This is a genomic window from Pseudomonas alcaligenes (assembly GCF_014490745.1).
Classification (GTDB): domain Bacteria; phylum Pseudomonadota; class Gammaproteobacteria; order Pseudomonadales; family Pseudomonadaceae; genus Aquipseudomonas; species Aquipseudomonas alcaligenes_C.
The window spans coordinates 2901077-2918073 of sequence record NZ_LZEU01000001.1 but is presented as its reverse complement, the minus strand read 5'-3'; the positions used below and the strand labels follow the sequence as shown (position 1 = coordinate 2918073).

Here is a 16997-nt window from a genome sequence, read left to right as displayed (position 1 = left end):
CCCGGAATTTTGTGGCACTGCGCGGCGCCTGTGATTTGGCACATGCGTTGCATTTGATCGATTGACATGGTCATTTGACCAAATCAATTGAATGCAATTCTGGCACAGCGTTTTGTTCTCTGCCAGGCAGGCAAGGCGGGCGCTCAAGCCTCACGAGGAGGTACGCAAATGAACACGAAACACCTGACGACACTCGACAGCAGCGAGCCAGTCGAGCGAGTGGTTGAGGTCATCCAGCGCGATGGCGGGGTGATCATCTCCAACTTTCTTTCAAGCCAGGCGCTAGAAGCTCTGAGAGTGGAGCTCGATGGCTATCTGAACGAAACGCCTTATGGTGAGGATGCCTACTTCGCAGGTACCAAAACTCGACGTGTCGCCCGCCTGATCGGGCGCAGTGACCTGGCGGTGGAAGTCGCGCTGAATCCCCTGTTTGTCGAGTCGGCAAAGCAGATCTTGCAAACCCCGACCCATGTCTGGAGCGGGAGTCAGCGTGTCGAGGTGGCGCCGAATATTCAGCTCAGCTTTACCCAGGCTATCCAGATTTGCCCGGGGCAGGGCTTGCAGCCCCTGCATCGCGACGATGCCACATCGCTCTGGCGCCATCCGCAGTACGGTCGCGAAGCGCGGCTGCAAATCATGTTGGCCGTTACCGACTTCACCGAGGAAAACGGGGCCACCCGTGTCATTCCTGGCAGTCACACATGGGACGACGAACGTATGCCCACTCAGGAGGAAACCGTCCCGGCAGAAATGACCGCCGGCTCGGCGCTGCTGTGGCTGGGCTCGGTTTATCACGGTGGCGGCGCCAACAAGTCGGATCGTCCGCGCACGGGGGTCTCCATGTCGTACGACCTGGCAATCCTGCGCTCGGAAGAGAATCACCTTGTCTCCATCCCGATTGATCGAGTCCGCGAGCTGCCCGAGGAAATGCAGCGTTTACTCGGCTGGGGTGCCAGCCAGACGTTTCTGGGCTGGGTGGAAATCGGTGGTCAGATGCGCGAGCCGCGCGACCTGCTGGATATGCCCTCATTCACGGAGGTCGGGAAAGGCTTCTAAGGCCAGCTGGGTTCGTTGGGGCAAGCGCTCCCATCCAGCTTCCATCTCCACCGAGTGTTGAGGCTGCGGCCTTGCCCCCGATCAGTACATGGCTTTTTCGGTATCGGGGGCTCCAACGCCGATGGCGTCGTGACGCAGAGATAAAACCCCACAACCGCAGCATTGCGGTCAAGCAAAGAGGATTGCACTTTGGGCAGCAATGATGATCGTCGCTCCGGCTTTGATGTGTCCGTACTGGGGCTTGGGGCCATGGGAACGATAATGGCGCGAGCTTTTCTCAAGCAGGGCAAGCGCGTGGCGATCTGGAATCGATCACCTGGCAAGGCTGATGCGCTCGTGGCCGAGGGGGCTCACCTCTGTGAGTCTGCAGAGGCCGCCTTGGAGGCTAGCCCTGTTGCAGTTTGCGTGCTGCTGGACGGCCCCGCTTTACGCCAGACTCTCGGGGCGGATGGCGTGGCTGATGCGCTCGCCAATTGCACGATCGTCAATTTCACTACGGGCTCGGAAGAGGATGACCTGGCGCTTCAGGAGCTCGTCACGCCAGCTGGTGGCCATTACGTCAAAGGGATGGTCGTGGCCTATCCACGCAATGTCGGTCATCGCGAAAGCTACTGCATCTATACCTGCGAGCGTGAAGCCTTCGAGCGGCATCAGGAATTGCTTGAAGTGCTCTCCGGGCATGCGCTGTTCCTGCCTTGGGAAGAAGCACTGGCATTTGCAAGCATGCTCCACGCGTATTCATTTACCGCGATGGTCGCCTTCTACGAGTCTGTAGGCGCGAGTCAGCATTTTGGTATGTCCCTGCCGAAGATGGCTCGGCTCCTATCCAGTGCTTCACGTTTCTTCGTCGCCGATGCGCTTGAGGACGCGGTGCGCCGTTTCGAGGAGCAGGATTTCGCGGGTGACCAGGCGCGACTCGATGTGCATGTGGATGCCTTCGAGTACATCGCTGGCTCCATGCATGCGTACGGTGCTCGCACCCCGGTTTTCGACGCTGTGTGCAAGGTAGTGCAGCGCGCGCAATCAATGGGCTATGGCGATCAGGACATCGCGGCCGCGACCAAGTCATTCGCGCCCGAGTTCGGCACAGCCCCAGCAGGGCACTAACTGAGATCGAAGATCGCCTGGCCAATGCGAGGTTTGTGCGTGTCCGGACGCGCAGGCCGTTCGCGATAGCGCAAGGCGCACCTAACTTCACGCGAGGGGCTACCGTGGAAATTATTCAAGCTGAACAGATTATGCATAACGACCCGGCCCATACCCGGCTGGATCACGATCCCAAGTACGCTCACGGATCGGCTTTTATCAATGGCGTCTACTGCAGCATTGACGAAGCGGCGATTCCGATTACCGATACGGGCTTTATCCATGCCGATGCTGCCTATGATGTTGTCAGTGCCAGCAAGGGTTTCATTTTCCGGCTTGAGGATCACCTCGAGCGGTTTGAAAAGGCCTGTGGAAAGTTCTTTCTGAGCAACCCCTACAGCAAGGAGCAGACCGCGGAAGTTCTGACCAACCTGGTCAAGCTGGCCGGCACCAGAGAGGCCTATATCTGGTGGTGTGTGACACGCGGTCAGACGCCAGCGAATCGTGGCGACCTCAGTGCCTACCAGAACTGCTTCTACGCTTTCGTCGTCCCCTATGCCTACATCGCGAATGATGAGGTGCGCTCGCGCGGCATCGACCTGATGGTCAGCCAGAAGTACATCCGTATACCCCCGAATGCAGTGGATCCAACAGCCAAGAACTTCCACTGGATGGACTTGAAGCTGTCCCTGGTTGAGGCGATGCAGAATGGCTGTGACTGGTCTGTGTTGTGCGATGCGCAGGGTTATCTGACCGAGGCTCCCGGCGCCAATATCTTCTTCATCAAGGACGGTACGCTGTTTACTCCGGACAGTGGCTGCCTGGAGGGGATCACCCGTAGAACCGCCCTGGAACTTGCCGAAGAGATCGGCATCCCGACACGTGTCGAGCGGGTGCATGTCGATCAGTTGCGCGAGGCCGATGCAGCCTTCCTGACCTCAACCGCCGGCGGCATCATGCCGATCAACAGCGTTGACGGAAAACTGCTGGGAGGCGTGGCCGGCCCTGGCGAGCAGGTTGTCCTGATCCACAACCTGTATTGGCGAAAACGCTGGGCTGGCTGGTTGGGTACCCCAGTCAACTATCGCGAGCCTGCGAGTATCTAGAACAAAACACCCGAGGGGATGGCCGCCGCGTCGGCGCTCCATTGGGGCTCATCTTGTGCATTGCGGCTCAGCTGAACCAGGGCTTCCTGGTCGGTTGAGTTGCCATCCCTGCTGCATTTTCCTCCACCTTTCTCACGCCGCTGACTGGCCAGCCAAGGGTTCTATTTGCCGCGGAAACGGCTGCGTGGCGGCGGCATAATTTATGTAACGACAGATTAAATAACATGTGTTGCGTAAAATTGAGCGCAGCGTTACAGTGCAGTGAAACAACAGCTAACCCAGCCCAGGAGTGCGGTGTATGAGCCCTAGAAGTGAAGTGGCCAGCAGCGATTTCGAATCGTTGCGCTTTCGTCGTATCGGTGGCTGGGTAGAGCAGCCTGACGATCTGCAACCGCAACTGGAAGGTCATGACAGCGCCGATGTCATAGTGGTCGGGGCTGGTTTTGCCGGTCTGTCCACGGCGCTTGAGCTGAACGCGCGCGGTGCGAAAGTCATTGTCCTGGAGCAGGAGTTCGGCGGCTTCGGATCCAGCGGGCGTAACGCCGGCTATCTGCTGGGCAGCATGGGCATCGAGTTCGAGCTCTTCGCCAAGCGTGTTGGTCATGAGCATGCGAGGAAGTTCGTCAGCTTCTACGACGAGGCGGTGTGCTATGTGGAGCGACGGCTGCTCGAGTTGGGCATCGATTGCGACTACAAGTCCTCTGGCATCATCCGAGCTGTCGTGCATCCCTCGCAGGAAAAGTGGCTGCGTCGCAGCATGGCGCTCGGTCATGAGCTGGGTTCAGTAACCCGCTTCGTGGACCAGGCCGAGATGCGTGCCCGTGGAATTCCGCCAGCCTTCCTGTTCGGCAGTGAGCAGCGCGGCGGCACGCTGAATCCGGGCAAATACGTGAGCGGATTGCGCCGGGCAGCGATCCAGGCTGGGGTCAAGCTATACGAAAAAACGCCGCTGCTCTCCTACAGCGAAGGGCCGACCATTACCTGCAAGACCGCTCGCGGTAGCGCAAGCGCACGGGTCATGGTGCTGGCGACCAATGCCTATACGCCTCAGTTGGGCTTGCTGCGTGACAAGGTTGCGCCGATACGGGTTTCGGCGATTGAAACCCAGCCGCTGTCCCCGAAGCAGTTGGCATCGCTCGGCTGGCACGGCCGGGAAGGGATCATCACGCCGCACCTGACCATGGAAAGCCACCGTCTGACGGCGCACAACACCATGGTGTTGACGGTCAAGAAGTTGAATTACGTCTACGGCTCGAAGACCCCCAACGTGCCGGATAACGGCGCCTATGGCGCATTGGTGCAGACCCTGCGTGAGCGCCATCCCTCTCTGTACGACCTCGGCATCCAGCACTGCTGGAGCGGATACGTCAGCGTGGCATATGACGCGCTGCCGGTGGTTGGCGCAACCGGGGCGCAGCAAAACATCCTCTATGTGTCCGGTTGCTCGGGACATGGTCTCGCCACCCATTCGTTCATGGGGCAGCTGCTTGCCGAGCGAATCAGCGGCGTTGAGAGCGCATTCTTCACGGCGCTGCAGCACAAGACGCCTTCCACGTTGCCCGAGCCATTCCAGTGGTGTGCCCTCAAGGCCACTTTCGCGGCGGTCAAGCAGTATGACGACTGGACGAACCGTAAAGCTCGTAAAGCTGCCACGGCGGGCTAACCGGATAGCGCCGCGTGGCGTTGTCGAACTTGCGTGCAGGCGCTCGAAGTCCTTGTTGGTTAGCGATCGTTAAGAACAATTAACAGAGGTATCACACATGGCCAGGAAACCCACCTCCGACACCCAGCTGGATTCAACACGCAGGCAATTATTGAAACTGGCCGGAGCCACGGTGGCTGTAGGCGGTTTGGGTCTGAAAGTGGGGCTGGCTCATGCCGCGTCCGCCAGTGATGCGGGTGACATCCTGGACGTGGCCATCATTGGCGGCGGTCTGGCCGGGCTGACCGCTGCCCGGGATCTGCGCCAGGGGGGCCTCGAGTCCTTCGTGGTGCTTGAGGCAAGGGATCGAGTTGGCGGGCGCACGCTCAACTTCCAATACGAAGGGTATGTATCTGAAGTTGGCGGCCAATGGACTGGGCCTGGCCAAACCGCAGTGGCGGACTTGGCCAGACAGCTTGAGATCGGCACTTTCCCTTCGTACTACGAAGGAAGCTCAGTCATTCTGGGCGGGGATGGGCGACTCGAGATCGACTTCCACGGTGGCATGGGTACCGACTTGCCGGTAGCTGACAAGTTGAGCGTGATGTCTCGCGAAGTGCCCTCGGGGGAGCCGTGGAAGTCACCACGGGCTGCCGAGTGGGACAAGCTCTCGGTCGGCGATTGGCTGGCCCAGCAAAACGTCAAGATGGAGAACCAGTTGGGCTGGGACTCGACTGTGTCGATCAGTGGCGGTGTTCCCGTACAGAAAATGGGCCTCCTGCATTACTTGTCCATGATCAATTCGGCCAATTGCGATTTTGAAACCCTCGATTCGATGAAGGACGCCGCGCAAGGCACTCGTCTTGTGGGTGGTTCACAGATTCTCAGTATCAAAATGGCCGAGCAGTTGGGCGACAAGGTTCGCTTGCAATGCCCGGTGCGCAAGATCTCCAATTGGAATGACGAGATCGTAAGCCTGCACACGGATCAGGGTGTGGTTCGCGCGCGTAAGGTCATCATGGCCATTCACCCGGCGCTGTGTAACCAGGTGCAGTTCGAGCCGGCTCTGCCGGACGCACGCGCCGCGTTGCAGCGTGCCTGGCCTGCGCATTCTCCAGGTCGCAAGGCGGCCGTGGTGTATTCCCGTCCGTTCTGGCGGGAAAAAGGCCTGAATGGCCAAGTCATGATGTCGGAAGGTGCCGTTGGTTGGGCCTATGACAATTCGCCGCCCAATGGCGAGATCGGCATCATCAATGCCTTCGTTTCCAACGCCAATGTGCCTTCGGATCCTGAATTAGCCAAAAAACTCGTTGTGGATGTCCTGGCCCGAGCCTTGGGGGAGGAAGCCCGCCAGCCTCTGAAATATCACGACCACGATTGGAAGTTTGCCGATCCCTGGACGATTACCTGCGTCTCGGCAATCCCGCCAGGCTTCTGGAGCAAGCATGGTGAGGCTCTGCGTCCACAGTGCGGCAACCTGTTCTGGTCCGGTACCGAAACCGCGGATATCTGGGCTGGTTACATGGACGGCGCCGTGCGCTCAGGCCACCACAGTGCTCTGCAGGTGCTCAATGCCCTGCGCCGGGTGTAGGAGATAACTATGAAGAAAATAATCGCCTTGTGTGCTGTCACCGTGATTGCCGGGTTGCTGGCTGTTTACGGTCGTGATGGTTTGGATCTCTATCGTCTGATGACTTTCATGGACACGAGTTCTGCGGCTAGGGATGCCGATGAGGGGCCGTGGCCCCGCCTGACCCAAGTCTGTGTGCATTGCCATGGTCAGCAAGGACACTCGCTCAATCAGAACTACCCGAACCTGGCAGGGCAACCCGCTCCCTACGTGGCGGCGCAGCTCAAACGTTTCGCCAGTGGCGAGCGTGCTAGTGCAACGATGGCGCCGCTGGCTATGAGCTTTAGCGAGACTGAGATCCGGTTCTTGTCGGAGTACTTCGCCAGGCAATCTGCCGTCGAAAACGTAACCTTCACGCCGGATACCGCGCTCCAGGCGAAGGGCGAACAACTGGTGAAGAGCGGAGCATGCGCAGCTTGTCACGGCGAAGGCCTGATGGGGCACGATCAATTTCCCCGTTTGGCCGGGCAGGGGCACGAGTACCTGCTGGCCCAGCTGAATGCCTTCGCCAAGGGGGAACGCAAGGATCCTTCAGGCGCAATGACGGCCGTTGTCTCGACTTTGTCCGCGGATGATCGCAAGGCACTGGCTGAATATCTTGCAGCCCTAGCTCCTGTGGCGAAGTGAAGCGCTAAATTCAGTATTTGATAGAGGCTGCTATTGTGGAAATCATAGATATTTTCGGACTTGTTACCTGTATTACTTTGGCTCTTTGCGGCTGGATCTATGGTGCGAAATTCATCAAGAAAAATAATTACCTGCTCGGCTTGGAGTGGTGGGTTGTTGCTTTCTCGGCGTCGAATTTTGCCTCTTATATGTTGACTGGCTGGGAGGTTAATTACTCCATTACAATGTTCCTTGATTCATTCTCGCGTAGTTTCGGTATGCCGATTATTGCTACTCTCGGCATGATGGCGCTTACCCATAATTATAAGCCGTCTGCTCTCAAGGAAATCATGCTGTTCGCAGCTGCATTTGCTGGTACTTTCGTCGTGTTCCTGGCGGACTTCTTTGACGAGCCGCGTCCATACTTCTACGTGATCATGTGGACGGCTTACTCGACTTATCTTGCCTACTTCATCATGCGACTGGCGCGCGCTGGAGAGAGCTTCCACGCAATGGCTACGGCAGTAGGCGGCGTAGTCAGCCTGGCAGTGGCAATCACCTATGATTTCTTCCCTATTCCCGGCGATGACACTCATATGGTTTTCATGACCTGGGCTTTCATCACTTGGTCTTATGGCGCAATCCAGTTGTATTACGCCTATGCTGCGCTGGAGCGTGCAAAGAGCGTTTCCGCGCACGTGCTTGTTTCGGTTCGCTAGCGGTTTTTATAAAAATAGTTCGCCTTGGTTATAAGACTGGTTGCTCGTGCGCGTATAGGTCGAGTTTTTAATTTCTGCCGAAGAATACTTTGCACCATGCTTATAGCGTTCTTGGTGTTGGCTTTTGGGTGGTGCTGTCCAATAGTCGTAACAGCGTTGAGTCCAAGGTTGCATAGGTTTACTCCGTGGTAGGCAGAAGTGCCTGCTTTTTATCGCCCTTCGGGGCGTTTTTTTTGTGTCTGGTTGGGCTGGGTCTTATCTGGACAACGCGATAGAGGAAAGAGGAGGTCGTGTGAAAACAAAGATTCTGTTATCGCTATGTATTGCGATTGCTGGATGTGATGGCGATGGCTTGTCAGCACAGAAAACAAACACAGATTGGGAGTTTCTCGGTAACTCGATCGAGATGCAGCACGCATCTGAGCTTAAAACCATTGATAAGACGAATGTCGGGTCTTTGGGGCTTGCCTGGTGGGTGGATCTGCCTGTTAGCGATGGTCTGGTTGGTAACCCGTTGGTCAAGAATGGCATTGTTTTCCAAGGCGCACCCAATGGTCAGATCATTGCCAATGATGTGAAGACGGGTAAGTTGATTTGGAACTTCAAGGACGACAATGCTCAACAGGGTTCCTCATTTGCGGGCTATTGGGGGCGTCGCTTCAATCGTGGCGTCGCATTGAGTGGGGGCAATGTAATTATTGCCTCAGGTGACTGCCGGTTGATCGCCGTTGATCAAGTGACTGGGAAGAAAGTGTGGGAAGCCAAGTCCTGTGACTCGGTTGATATGTACGCCATTACCGCTGCCCCGAGAGTCGGGGGGGATCTGGTCTTCACCGGCAATGCCTGTCTGGATACAGGCATGACTCGTGGTTATGTAGATGCTTTTGATGCCAAAACCGGTGATCACCGCTGGCGCTTTTATACGGTTCCGGACGACCCTTCGAAGCCGCAGTCAGCGCTGTACGAGAATGCGGCCAAAACCTGGGGTAAAGATTGGTATTCCAAAACTCATGGATGTGGAAGCGTATGGGATGCGATGGCCTATGATCCCGAGTTGAAGCAGTTGTACATCGGCGTAGGCGGTCCCGCACCCTTTGATCCATCCAAGCGCGGTGAAGATGCGGGTGATGAACTGTTCACCAACTCCATCGTGGCATTGGACGCCGCAACTGGAGAATATAAATGGCACTTTAAGCAAACGCCGCACGATGGTTGGAACTATGACGCGAGCGTGGGCATTATGGTGGCCGATATTGCTGTCGATGGTAAATCGCAAAGATCCGTCATTAGTGTGCCCAAGAACGGGTTCGCCTATGCATTGGACGCGAAGACCGGCAAGTTCATCTCGGGCTCTGCCTATACGCCTATGGAATGGGCCACTGGCCTGGATGCCAACGGTCGACCGATTTTCAAACCGAAAGGGCAGTACTGGCTTCACCCGGGCGAGAGCTACATACAGCTTCCAAGCGGTTTAGGTGCGCATGGTTGGGAGGCATTGGCATTCGACCCTGCAAGCCAAACCGTTTTCATTCCTAGCATGGTACAGCCGACCCTCGTCAGGGATGACCCCGAGTCCGTGCTGGGTGGTCAGTCATTCGAGCCAATAGTAAGCGAAAGCTATGGTGAGACGGTGGCGTGGGATGTGCGCGAAAATACGGTCAAGTGGCGTTCATCACGTACGCCACTGCCTACGAACGGCGGCTTGCTGCATACCGCGGGCGGCCTGGTATTTCAGGGTACCGGGGATGGTCGTATGTTGGTCCTCGATGACGCGACTGGTAAAACCCTGTGGAGCCATGACATTGGTGGGGCAGTACGTGCGGCGCCATCGACGGTCATGGTTGATGGGGAACAGTATGTTCTGCTTCCGACCGGCACAGGAACTGCGGCAGCTACCGGTTCTCTGATGTCGGATCTTGCTTCCGCTCCGAAGGCGAGAACATCGCCGCGGTTGTTGGCATTCAAGCTTGGCGGAAGCAAAGAGTATCCGACCTTCGCCGAGCCCAAGAAAGTCTCCGCTCCTCTGACCCCGCGACAACCTGAAGAAGCAGCCGCCTTCGGCCAGAAGCTGTTTGAGGCAAGTGGCTGCACGGAGTGCCATGGCTACTTTGGCAACGCCGCGGGTGGTCGTGTGCCTAACCTCATCTACGCACCGCCACCCAGCTACGAATTCTTCGAGTCTGTTGTTCGCCAGGGTGCGCTGTCCAAAGGTGGCGGTGGCATGCCGGCTTTCGCCGACTTTACCGATGAGCAGCTCAAGGCAATTTTTGCCTACCTGATAAACCAGGCCTGGGATGCCCATGAAGGCAAGGGGCCCGTTGAGGGAACCCGCTGGAGTACTTCTCAGTAGTCTGGTGGTTGGCTTGGTAGCGAGGTACGCGTTAGTGCCTCGTTACCCGCCCTTCACCTGCTGCGGGGTACCCCTGTAGAAGCACACCCAGTAACGATATTTCCTTCGATATAGCGCCAATCAAACCATCTGTTCTACTGCATGGGTTAGACAGGTTTTGCCCTGTGTTTAGCTTGTGCCACTAGCTGATGTGGGTGCAGGTATAGCTTGAGGTTTGAGATGTTCAAACGGGATCTAGCAATAACGTCATTGCAGCTGGCCTGCGGCATGCTGGCTGGGGCTCTGGCCCATGCTGATGATGTATCTGAAAGTGGTCGAGAGTTTCCCCCGCTGGTGATAACGGGGAGCTACATACCCGCTCCGTCATCATCATCTGTCGATGTCGTGCAGCAGCCGGAAATCAGTGACGGTCAGCTCGGTGTCAATGTCTCCGAAGCGTTGCAGCGTGTACCCGGTCTGGTGGTGCAGAATCGCCAGAACTACGCTCAGGATTTGCAGATTTCTTCACGTGGGTTCGGTGCACGCTCGGCGTTCGGGATTCGTGGAATAAAGCTGCTCAGCGATGGTATCCCGGCCAGTACGCCGGATGGGCAGGGCCAGGCGGCGACTCTCAACCTCGACGTCGCTGAGCGTTTCGAGGTGCTGCGTGGTCCGGCTGCGACCCTTTATGGCAGTAACAGCGGTGGGGTGATTCAGATGTTCTCCCGCGATGGCTACGGCTCGCCCAGGGTAGGCTCCGCAACCACATTCGGCAGTGACGGCTTCAACAAGAACCATCTCTATGCCGAGGGCGGTACTGATCAGGCTGGTTTCCTGCTGGATGCGTCGCGTATGGACACCGACGGCTACCGAGACCACAGCGCCGCACGCCGCGACCAGACCTTCGCCAAGCTCAACTTCACGCCAGACGATAACAGCCGCATGGCGCTGATCTTCAGCAGCCTGGAACAGAACGACACCCAGGATCCGATGGGGCAAACCTGGGCAGGTTATAAGGATGATCCTCGCTCTGTTGCATCAGCGGCGGAGACCTACAACACGCGCAAGAGTATTGATCACCAGCAGTTCGGCATGAACTACGAGCGCTACTTCGGCGACGCCACCCTGCAGCTCAATCTGTATGCCGGCCAGCGCAGTGTGATTCAGTACCTGTCGATTCCCAAAGGTGTTGCCTCCAACTCGCAGCGTGGAGGCGGGGTGGTGGACTTCGATCGCGAATTCCATGGCGGCACGCTGCGCTGGATCCAGCCGGTGATGGGGGTGCCTGGTGAGCTGACCGTCACCACGGGCGTCGATTATGACCTCAGCCGCGACGACCGCCGCGGTTACCAGAACTTCAGTGGCAATGAGCTGGGTGTGAAGGGTGAGTTACGTCGCAGCGAAGATGATATTGCCACTAGTCTCGACCCTTACGTGCAGGCGCGATGGGAGCTTGGGAACTGGACGCTCGATGCCGGCGTGCGTCATAGCACCATGGAGATGGAGGTGGATGACCATTACCTGGACAACGGTGATTCCAGCGGTACGAAGAAGTACCAACAGAACAATCCATCCATCTCGGCCATGTACGCCTTTACCCCAGCGCTGCACGCCTACGTCAGTGCCGGCAAGGGTTTCGAAACGCCCACGCAGGCCGAGATGGCCTACGCGCCTGGTTTGGTGGAGGGCTTCAACTTCGGCCTCGCTCCTGCTAGCAGCACACATTACGAGATCGGCTTGAAGGCCAAGGTTGCCGGCGACACGCGGGTCAATGCGGCAGTTTTCGAGATTCGCACCGACGACGAGATCGTCGTCGCCAGCTCTACTGACGGTCGTACCAGCTACCAGAATGCCGGCAAGACTTTGCGCCGCGGCTTCGAGCTGGGTGTGCAAAGCGATCTGAGCGAGCACTGGCAGGCCTCTCTTGCGTACACGCGTCTGGATGCCACTTACGATGAGGCTTTCGTCGTGGGCGGGAGCACCATCGAGAAGGGCAACTACCTGCCGGGTGTGCCGGGTAGCAGCCTATTTGGCGAGCTGGTATGGAAGCCGAGGGATGACATCAGCATGGGCTTCGAAGGGCAGTATCGCAGCAAGGTCTACGTCGAAGACAGCAACGAAGACAAGCCTGCACCCGGCTATGCGGTATTCAACTGGCGCACGCGCTTCGAGCAGCGTGCTGGTTCCTGGTTGTTCCACGAGCTTGTACGCCTAGACAACTTGCTGGATCGCCAGTACGTCGGCTCGGTGAAAGTCGGCGATAGCAATGCTCGCTACTACGAGGCGGCACCTGGGCGCTCCTGGTACCTGGGGGCGGGTATGGAATATACCTTCTGACGATGCTGTTTCCTTGAAACAGGGCAGGGCGCCAGACGGCAGGAGCGCGTCATGCGATCCAGAAAAATAAAGGTGTATGCCGGGAGTAGCAGATGCTGCCCTGGCCATCCACATTTTGAATCAATACAAGAGCGCTAAGAAGATGAACAAGCTACTGAAAGCATGCTGTCTGGCCATCTACCTGCTGGCGTTAATCGGCCTTCTCACCTCATTGCCTTTCGGCGCGGAAATAGCTCTGTGCTACGCGGCGGGCGTTCTACTTGCTATCCATCTGCTGGAGGTGCCGATCGTGTTTCGCTATGTGCGTCGCTACCCGGGATCCTTGGCGGTGAGCCTGCTGCTGACGATACTGTTCGGCTTTCTGCACTGGTGGCCTCTACGACAAGGGACGCCTGAGCTCAAATAGTGCCAGGAGCGTACATCGCCAATTCTGGTCTGTCCCGGGTGAGGCAGCTCCTGATTCTGGATGGCTTGTAGACGGGCGGGCGATTGGCGCAGGTTCTGATCGTCGCCCGTTTCCCAAGTCAATATCCAGTTCGAGTGGCCAGGTGCCATGGCCTGATCTGATTGGCTATGCCTTGAGATAGTTGCCCCTCTCCAGGGCAGGTCTTAGCGACTGAATACGCCTTTCTTGAGCTGGTTGCTGACTGGAGCGTGCTCAGGATTTGTTGCCGGTGCAGCTTGCTGATCACCGCATTCAAATCGCTGCAGCGCTTGAGTTGCTGATCTGGAACCCCCCTGCTGAATAACAACGAAGACTAGTCGCCGTGGGTGCTGCGAACTCGTCGACTGGCTTTGTGAAATTACCCAGAACGTCTTGCCGGGCATGTTCCAGAAAGAGCTTTTCAAGTCTTCGGGGTATCAATCCAGGATGCCAGAACGCCTGATGCGCAGGAGGCGAGGTTGTCGTTTGATGCCGTGCCTTTCCTGCCATTCCAAGGGGCTTATTCCGAACCATCGATTGAATGCGCGATTGAATCCGCTGGGTGTCGAATAACCGAGTAGCCCGGACATCTGTGCCGTACTGATCGATGGATTTTCGAGGTACTGTCCCGCCATTTCCTGGCGGGTTTCATCCAGAAGCCGTTGGAAGGACGTGCCTTCCTGCGCCAGCCAGTGTTGTAGCGTGCGTGGGTGAATCGCCAGGCAGTCGGCAATTTTCTCGGTAGTCGCACGCCCAGAGGGCAGGAGATGACGCAGCAACTGCCTGACGTAGCTGGGTAACTCGTCGGCCTTCAGGCGTTCGATCTTGCTCATGTGCTCGGCTATCAGGCGGTACAGTGTTTTATTTGCCGAGCTCAGTGGCAGTGAAAGATCGGTCGAATCGAACTCCATCGCAGAGCAGCGGGCATCGAAAGTCGGGAGCAGGCCCAAGGTCTGCCGGTAGTGCGACTCACCCTGGAGGGGGAGATGCCGAAGCCGGATTCCTCTGGGTTGCCAGCTGTTGCCGATAAGGGTGCGCATCAACTGCAGCCCAACCGCGCATGCCGATTCCTCAGCCTGGCACAGCCCGGGTATGTCGCGCTCGTTTGGGCTGTAGCTAAGGAAGGCTCGGCCATCTTCGATATCGAGCCCTATATCGGCATCGTTGAAGTACAGCGAGTAACTTGCCCGCAGCTCGGCCAGGGCATCACCGACCGTTTTGGCGTTGCGTATCAGATAGAACAGTTCGCCAAAGACAGCGACTCCTTGCTGGAGCCCATAGTGCAGGCCAAACAAGGGATTGCCGGAGTGCCGAGCGCAAAGCTCGAGCAGGCCGCAGAATCTGCGGTAGGAGAGGACTCCTTCATGCCCTCGCAATATCTCTTGCGGTATCGATGCGCGTCGAAGCATTTCAACCGGGTTGAGGCCTTGGCGGGTGGCGAACTCATCGAAGCCGATGAGGCTGATGGCCCGGACCAAAGGAGTAAATGACAGGCTTCGGTGCATTTGGGCAGTCTGGCATCTGGATGATTTGGCGACGAGCTGCGTTAAGGTTGCCGCGCGCGACTGGCTGTATCGGGTAGTACCGGTTGCCCGGTCTCGAAAGCAAGCGCCGTTACACCTAGAACTGGAGTGGTGAGCGCTTGCCGCTGGCGTTGTTTCCATTTTTGCGGGCTCATGCCGTTCCAGCGGGAGAAGGCCCGGGAGAAGGCGCTGAGATCTGCATAGCCCAGTAGTTCGGAAAGCTGTGTCAGGCTAACGGATGAATCGCGTAGGTAGCGAGTGGCCATCGCGTGGCGTGTCTCGTCCAGCAGCTTTTGAAAGCTGGTGCCTTCCAATTGCAGATACCGTTGCAGGCTTCGAGGGCTGATCCTCATCTGCTCGGCGATTTGCTCGATGGTGACCTGGCTATTGGGAAGTTGCCTGTGCAGCAGCTTTTTCACATAAGGGGGCAGTTCCGGCAAGGTAATCTGGGCCAGCTCGGCAATATGCCCCTTGGCCAGCTCATGGAACCCTTCATCTATGGCACTCAGGGGGGACTCCAGCAATGACTCAGCGAAGACCCATGCATTGGCAGGACTGCCAAAGTGCGGAGTGATACCGAGAAAATTTCTGTAGGCCTTGGGTGTTTCACCTGCCGGATGGCGCAGCTGTAATTCGATAGGCTTCCAGGGATGCCCCAGCAGGTCTTGGATCAGCCGCGTGCAGATGCCCATGGTCAGCTCCACGGTCTGTCTTGCTGAGATGGTGTCACCATCGGTTACATCGTAGGAAAGTCGTGCGGTTCCGCTTTGCCGTTTCAGGTGGAGATCCGCTCCGCTGTTATGGAAGTGGAAGCAACGAGTCAGTGCCTCGAGGATCTGACCCAATGTGCTGGTGCTTCTGATCACATAAAGCAGGCTGCCCAGCGCCTGTGGCCCCTGGTAGAGGCCGAGCTGCAGCCCGAACAACGGGTTGCACGAGCGCCTCGCACATAGCTCTAGTAATGCAGCGAACTCGGAGCCTGAGATCAAGCCATCTACGGCGTCGCTGGGTAGTCCGATTTCAGCCAGCATGGCTTGGGGTTCGAGCCCCTGGCTGATCGCGAACTCATCAAACCCTAGCAGGGCAATACCACGGACAAGAGAAGCCATTTCGCTACCCAGAAGATGACGCGGTTGCACGGTGTAGTGCTTCGACCCGGGTGAGATCGAAGGGGGCTGGGTGATACCTGTCTGACGATACCAGATCGTGGCGTCGAGCCGTCTGGGGCGCATCTTCGTTAGGGCAAATGGTGCAGGCTTATAAGCACGCGACCAGCAGTCTTTTCGCCATCTACATCCTGTGTGGCCAGAAGAGCAGCTGCTTTGCACTGCTCATGCCGCGGGGCGTGAAATGGTTATTTTTTGGCGTGATATGCCAAGCTTTTGCGCGTATCGAAGACCAGACTCGAGGGCATCAATAACAAAAAAGCTCCCATGCAGGAGGGCTGCGATGCGTCACTTCGTGTTTGTGTGTTTGACCTTTGCTGTGGTCTTGAGCGCCATCGTCACTCTCAGGCATCCATCTGTGAGTCCTGCAGTCGACCCTCGCATCGGGCATCCGGTAGCCAGCATTGGCGAGATTTTCAGGCATTACTGAGTCGTCGTGATCGCGCCGGTAGCAGAGCAGGGCGGCACTGTGCTGGATGTGGCATATATCCCTTCTCCAGACCACTTCTCCCAATGAGCGACTGCGGGCAATAGCTCTTGCCCACCGCTATTGATCAGGCAGGGGCCAGGTGTCAGCCCACAGTATTCGAGCCTGTGTGGCTGGAACACAAGTAAGCGGGCATCGGCGCGCTTGGGTTAGTGGTGTTCTAACAGCAGCACTAATGCCCGGCAGGCTGTTTCTGTCTCTGCTTTCAGTCGTGTCGAATCTTCATGGGCGGACCAGGCGATGAGTAAGCCATCTGTCAGGTGAATGAGCAGGCGGCTGGTGGCGTTCAAAAAATTCTTATCTAGCAATGAGCCGACGGCCCGCTCTACGGCCTGTTCAGTGACTTCAATAGCCATCGTGTAGATCTTTCTTGCCAGCTCAGGGTTGTTGCGCATGGTCCAGAAAAACAGCTCAGATTGCGCCCGAGCCAGGTCTGGGTTCTCGCTGAACCATGCGATGGATTGGCGCAGCACCTCGGCAACCGTTTCAGCAGGGGTAGTGCCGGCGGGGACATGCTCCAGAGCTTGCTGCGGCAGGCTGAAAAGCGACTCATAGACCGCATAGAAGAGGTCGTCCTTGGTATGGAAGACGTAGTGCAGTGAGGCCAGTGGGCAGCCAGCGGCAGCAGCAATACGTCGAGTCGTTGCGTTGGCCACCCCATGTTCAGCAATCACTTTCACAGTCGCTTCTACGAAGTCCTGCCTGCGCAGTGCAGCGCCTACTCTGGCCATAGTTAAGTCTCCATTCCTACTGTGCTATTGCTGACTGCCATCCGGCGGCAATGTCAGCGGATGCTAGCGGATTTTCGTTTGCCAGGTCATGGGCTCGTCTCTGAAGCCTGAGCTGTCTCGTGTCCCTGGAAAACATGCGGCGCTTTTAAGGTCAA

Annotated in this window: 13 protein-coding genes; 10 read left to right on the top strand and 3 right to left on the bottom strand. The window is 57.3% G+C overall.

What is annotated here, in order from left to right; all coding sequences use genetic code 11:
• The first annotated feature begins 168 nt into the window (after positions 1–168).
• The 10 genes from A9179_RS13185 (at position 169) to A9179_RS13140 (ending at position 12917) form a co-directional block, all read left to right on the top strand.
• Positions 169–1056: a phytanoyl-CoA dioxygenase family protein gene (locus A9179_RS13185; protein ID WP_187806516.1), complete on the top strand. Its 888-nt coding sequence runs from the start codon at positions 169–171 to the stop codon at positions 1054–1056.
• A 189-nt stretch (positions 1057–1245) separates the two neighbouring features.
• Entirely contained in the window at positions 1246–2163 is a 918-nt protein-coding gene (locus A9179_RS13180) for an NAD(P)-dependent oxidoreductase (protein WP_187806515.1), read from the top strand.
• Between the two features lie 104 nt (positions 2164–2267).
• The gene (locus tag A9179_RS13175; protein ID WP_187806513.1) at positions 2268–3248 is read left to right on the top strand and encodes an aminotransferase class IV; all 981 of its coding nucleotides are present in this window, start codon (positions 2268–2270) and stop codon (positions 3246–3248) included.
• Positions 3249–3546: 298 nt separating this feature from the next.
• A complete protein-coding gene (locus tag A9179_RS13170; protein ID WP_187806511.1) occupies positions 3547–4911 on the top strand; it encodes an NAD(P)/FAD-dependent oxidoreductase in 1365 nt (454 codons plus the stop codon).
• A 97-nt stretch (positions 4912–5008) separates the two neighbouring features.
• Positions 5009–6481, top strand: a complete 1473-nt coding sequence (locus A9179_RS13165; protein ID WP_187806509.1) for a flavin monoamine oxidase family protein — start codon at positions 5009–5011, stop codon at positions 6479–6481.
• 9 nt (positions 6482–6490) lie between these two features.
• Positions 6491–7147, top strand: coding sequence for a c-type cytochrome (locus A9179_RS13160; protein WP_187806506.1), 657 nt, complete (start codon positions 6491–6493; stop codon positions 7145–7147).
• 35 nt (positions 7148–7182) lie between these two features.
• Positions 7183–7845 carry a hypothetical protein gene (locus A9179_RS13155; RefSeq protein WP_316851835.1) on the top strand — a complete coding sequence of 221 codons (663 nt, stop codon included), beginning with the start codon at positions 7183–7185 and terminating at the stop codon, positions 7843–7845.
• 292 nt (positions 7846–8137) lie between these two features.
• Positions 8138–10195 carry an outer membrane protein assembly factor BamB family protein gene (locus A9179_RS13150; protein ID WP_187806505.1) on the top strand — a complete coding sequence of 686 codons (2058 nt, stop codon included), beginning with the start codon at positions 8138–8140 and terminating at the stop codon, positions 10193–10195.
• A 267-nt stretch (positions 10196–10462) separates the two neighbouring features.
• A complete protein-coding gene (locus A9179_RS13145) occupies positions 10463–12511 on the top strand; it encodes a TonB-dependent receptor family protein (protein ID WP_187808590.1) in 2049 nt (682 codons plus the stop codon).
• 142 nt (positions 12512–12653) lie between these two features.
• Positions 12654–12917: a hypothetical protein gene (locus tag A9179_RS13140; protein ID WP_187806504.1), complete on the top strand. Its 264-nt coding sequence runs from the start codon at positions 12654–12656 to the stop codon at positions 12915–12917.
• 455 nt (positions 12918–13372) lie between these two features.
• Here the strand turns inward: A9179_RS13140 and A9179_RS13135 are convergent, their stop codons facing one another.
• The 3 genes from A9179_RS13135 to A9179_RS13125 all read right to left on the bottom strand — a co-directional run bounded on the left by A9179_RS13135 (position 13373) and on the right by A9179_RS13125 (position 16842).
• Complete coding sequence (locus A9179_RS13135) at positions 13373–14440, bottom strand: AraC family transcriptional regulator (RefSeq protein WP_262410585.1); 1068 nt, start codon at positions 14438–14440, stop codon at positions 13373–13375.
• Positions 14441–14481: 41 nt separating this feature from the next.
• A complete protein-coding gene (gene qhpR, locus A9179_RS13130; protein WP_187806503.1) occupies positions 14482–15567 on the bottom strand; it encodes an AraC-like transcriptional regulator QhpR in 1086 nt (361 codons plus the stop codon).
• A 693-nt stretch (positions 15568–16260) separates the two neighbouring features.
• Positions 16261–16842, bottom strand: a complete 582-nt coding sequence (locus A9179_RS13125; protein ID WP_187806502.1) for a TetR/AcrR family transcriptional regulator — start codon at positions 16840–16842, stop codon at positions 16261–16263.
• Positions 16843–16997 lie beyond the last annotated feature (155 nt).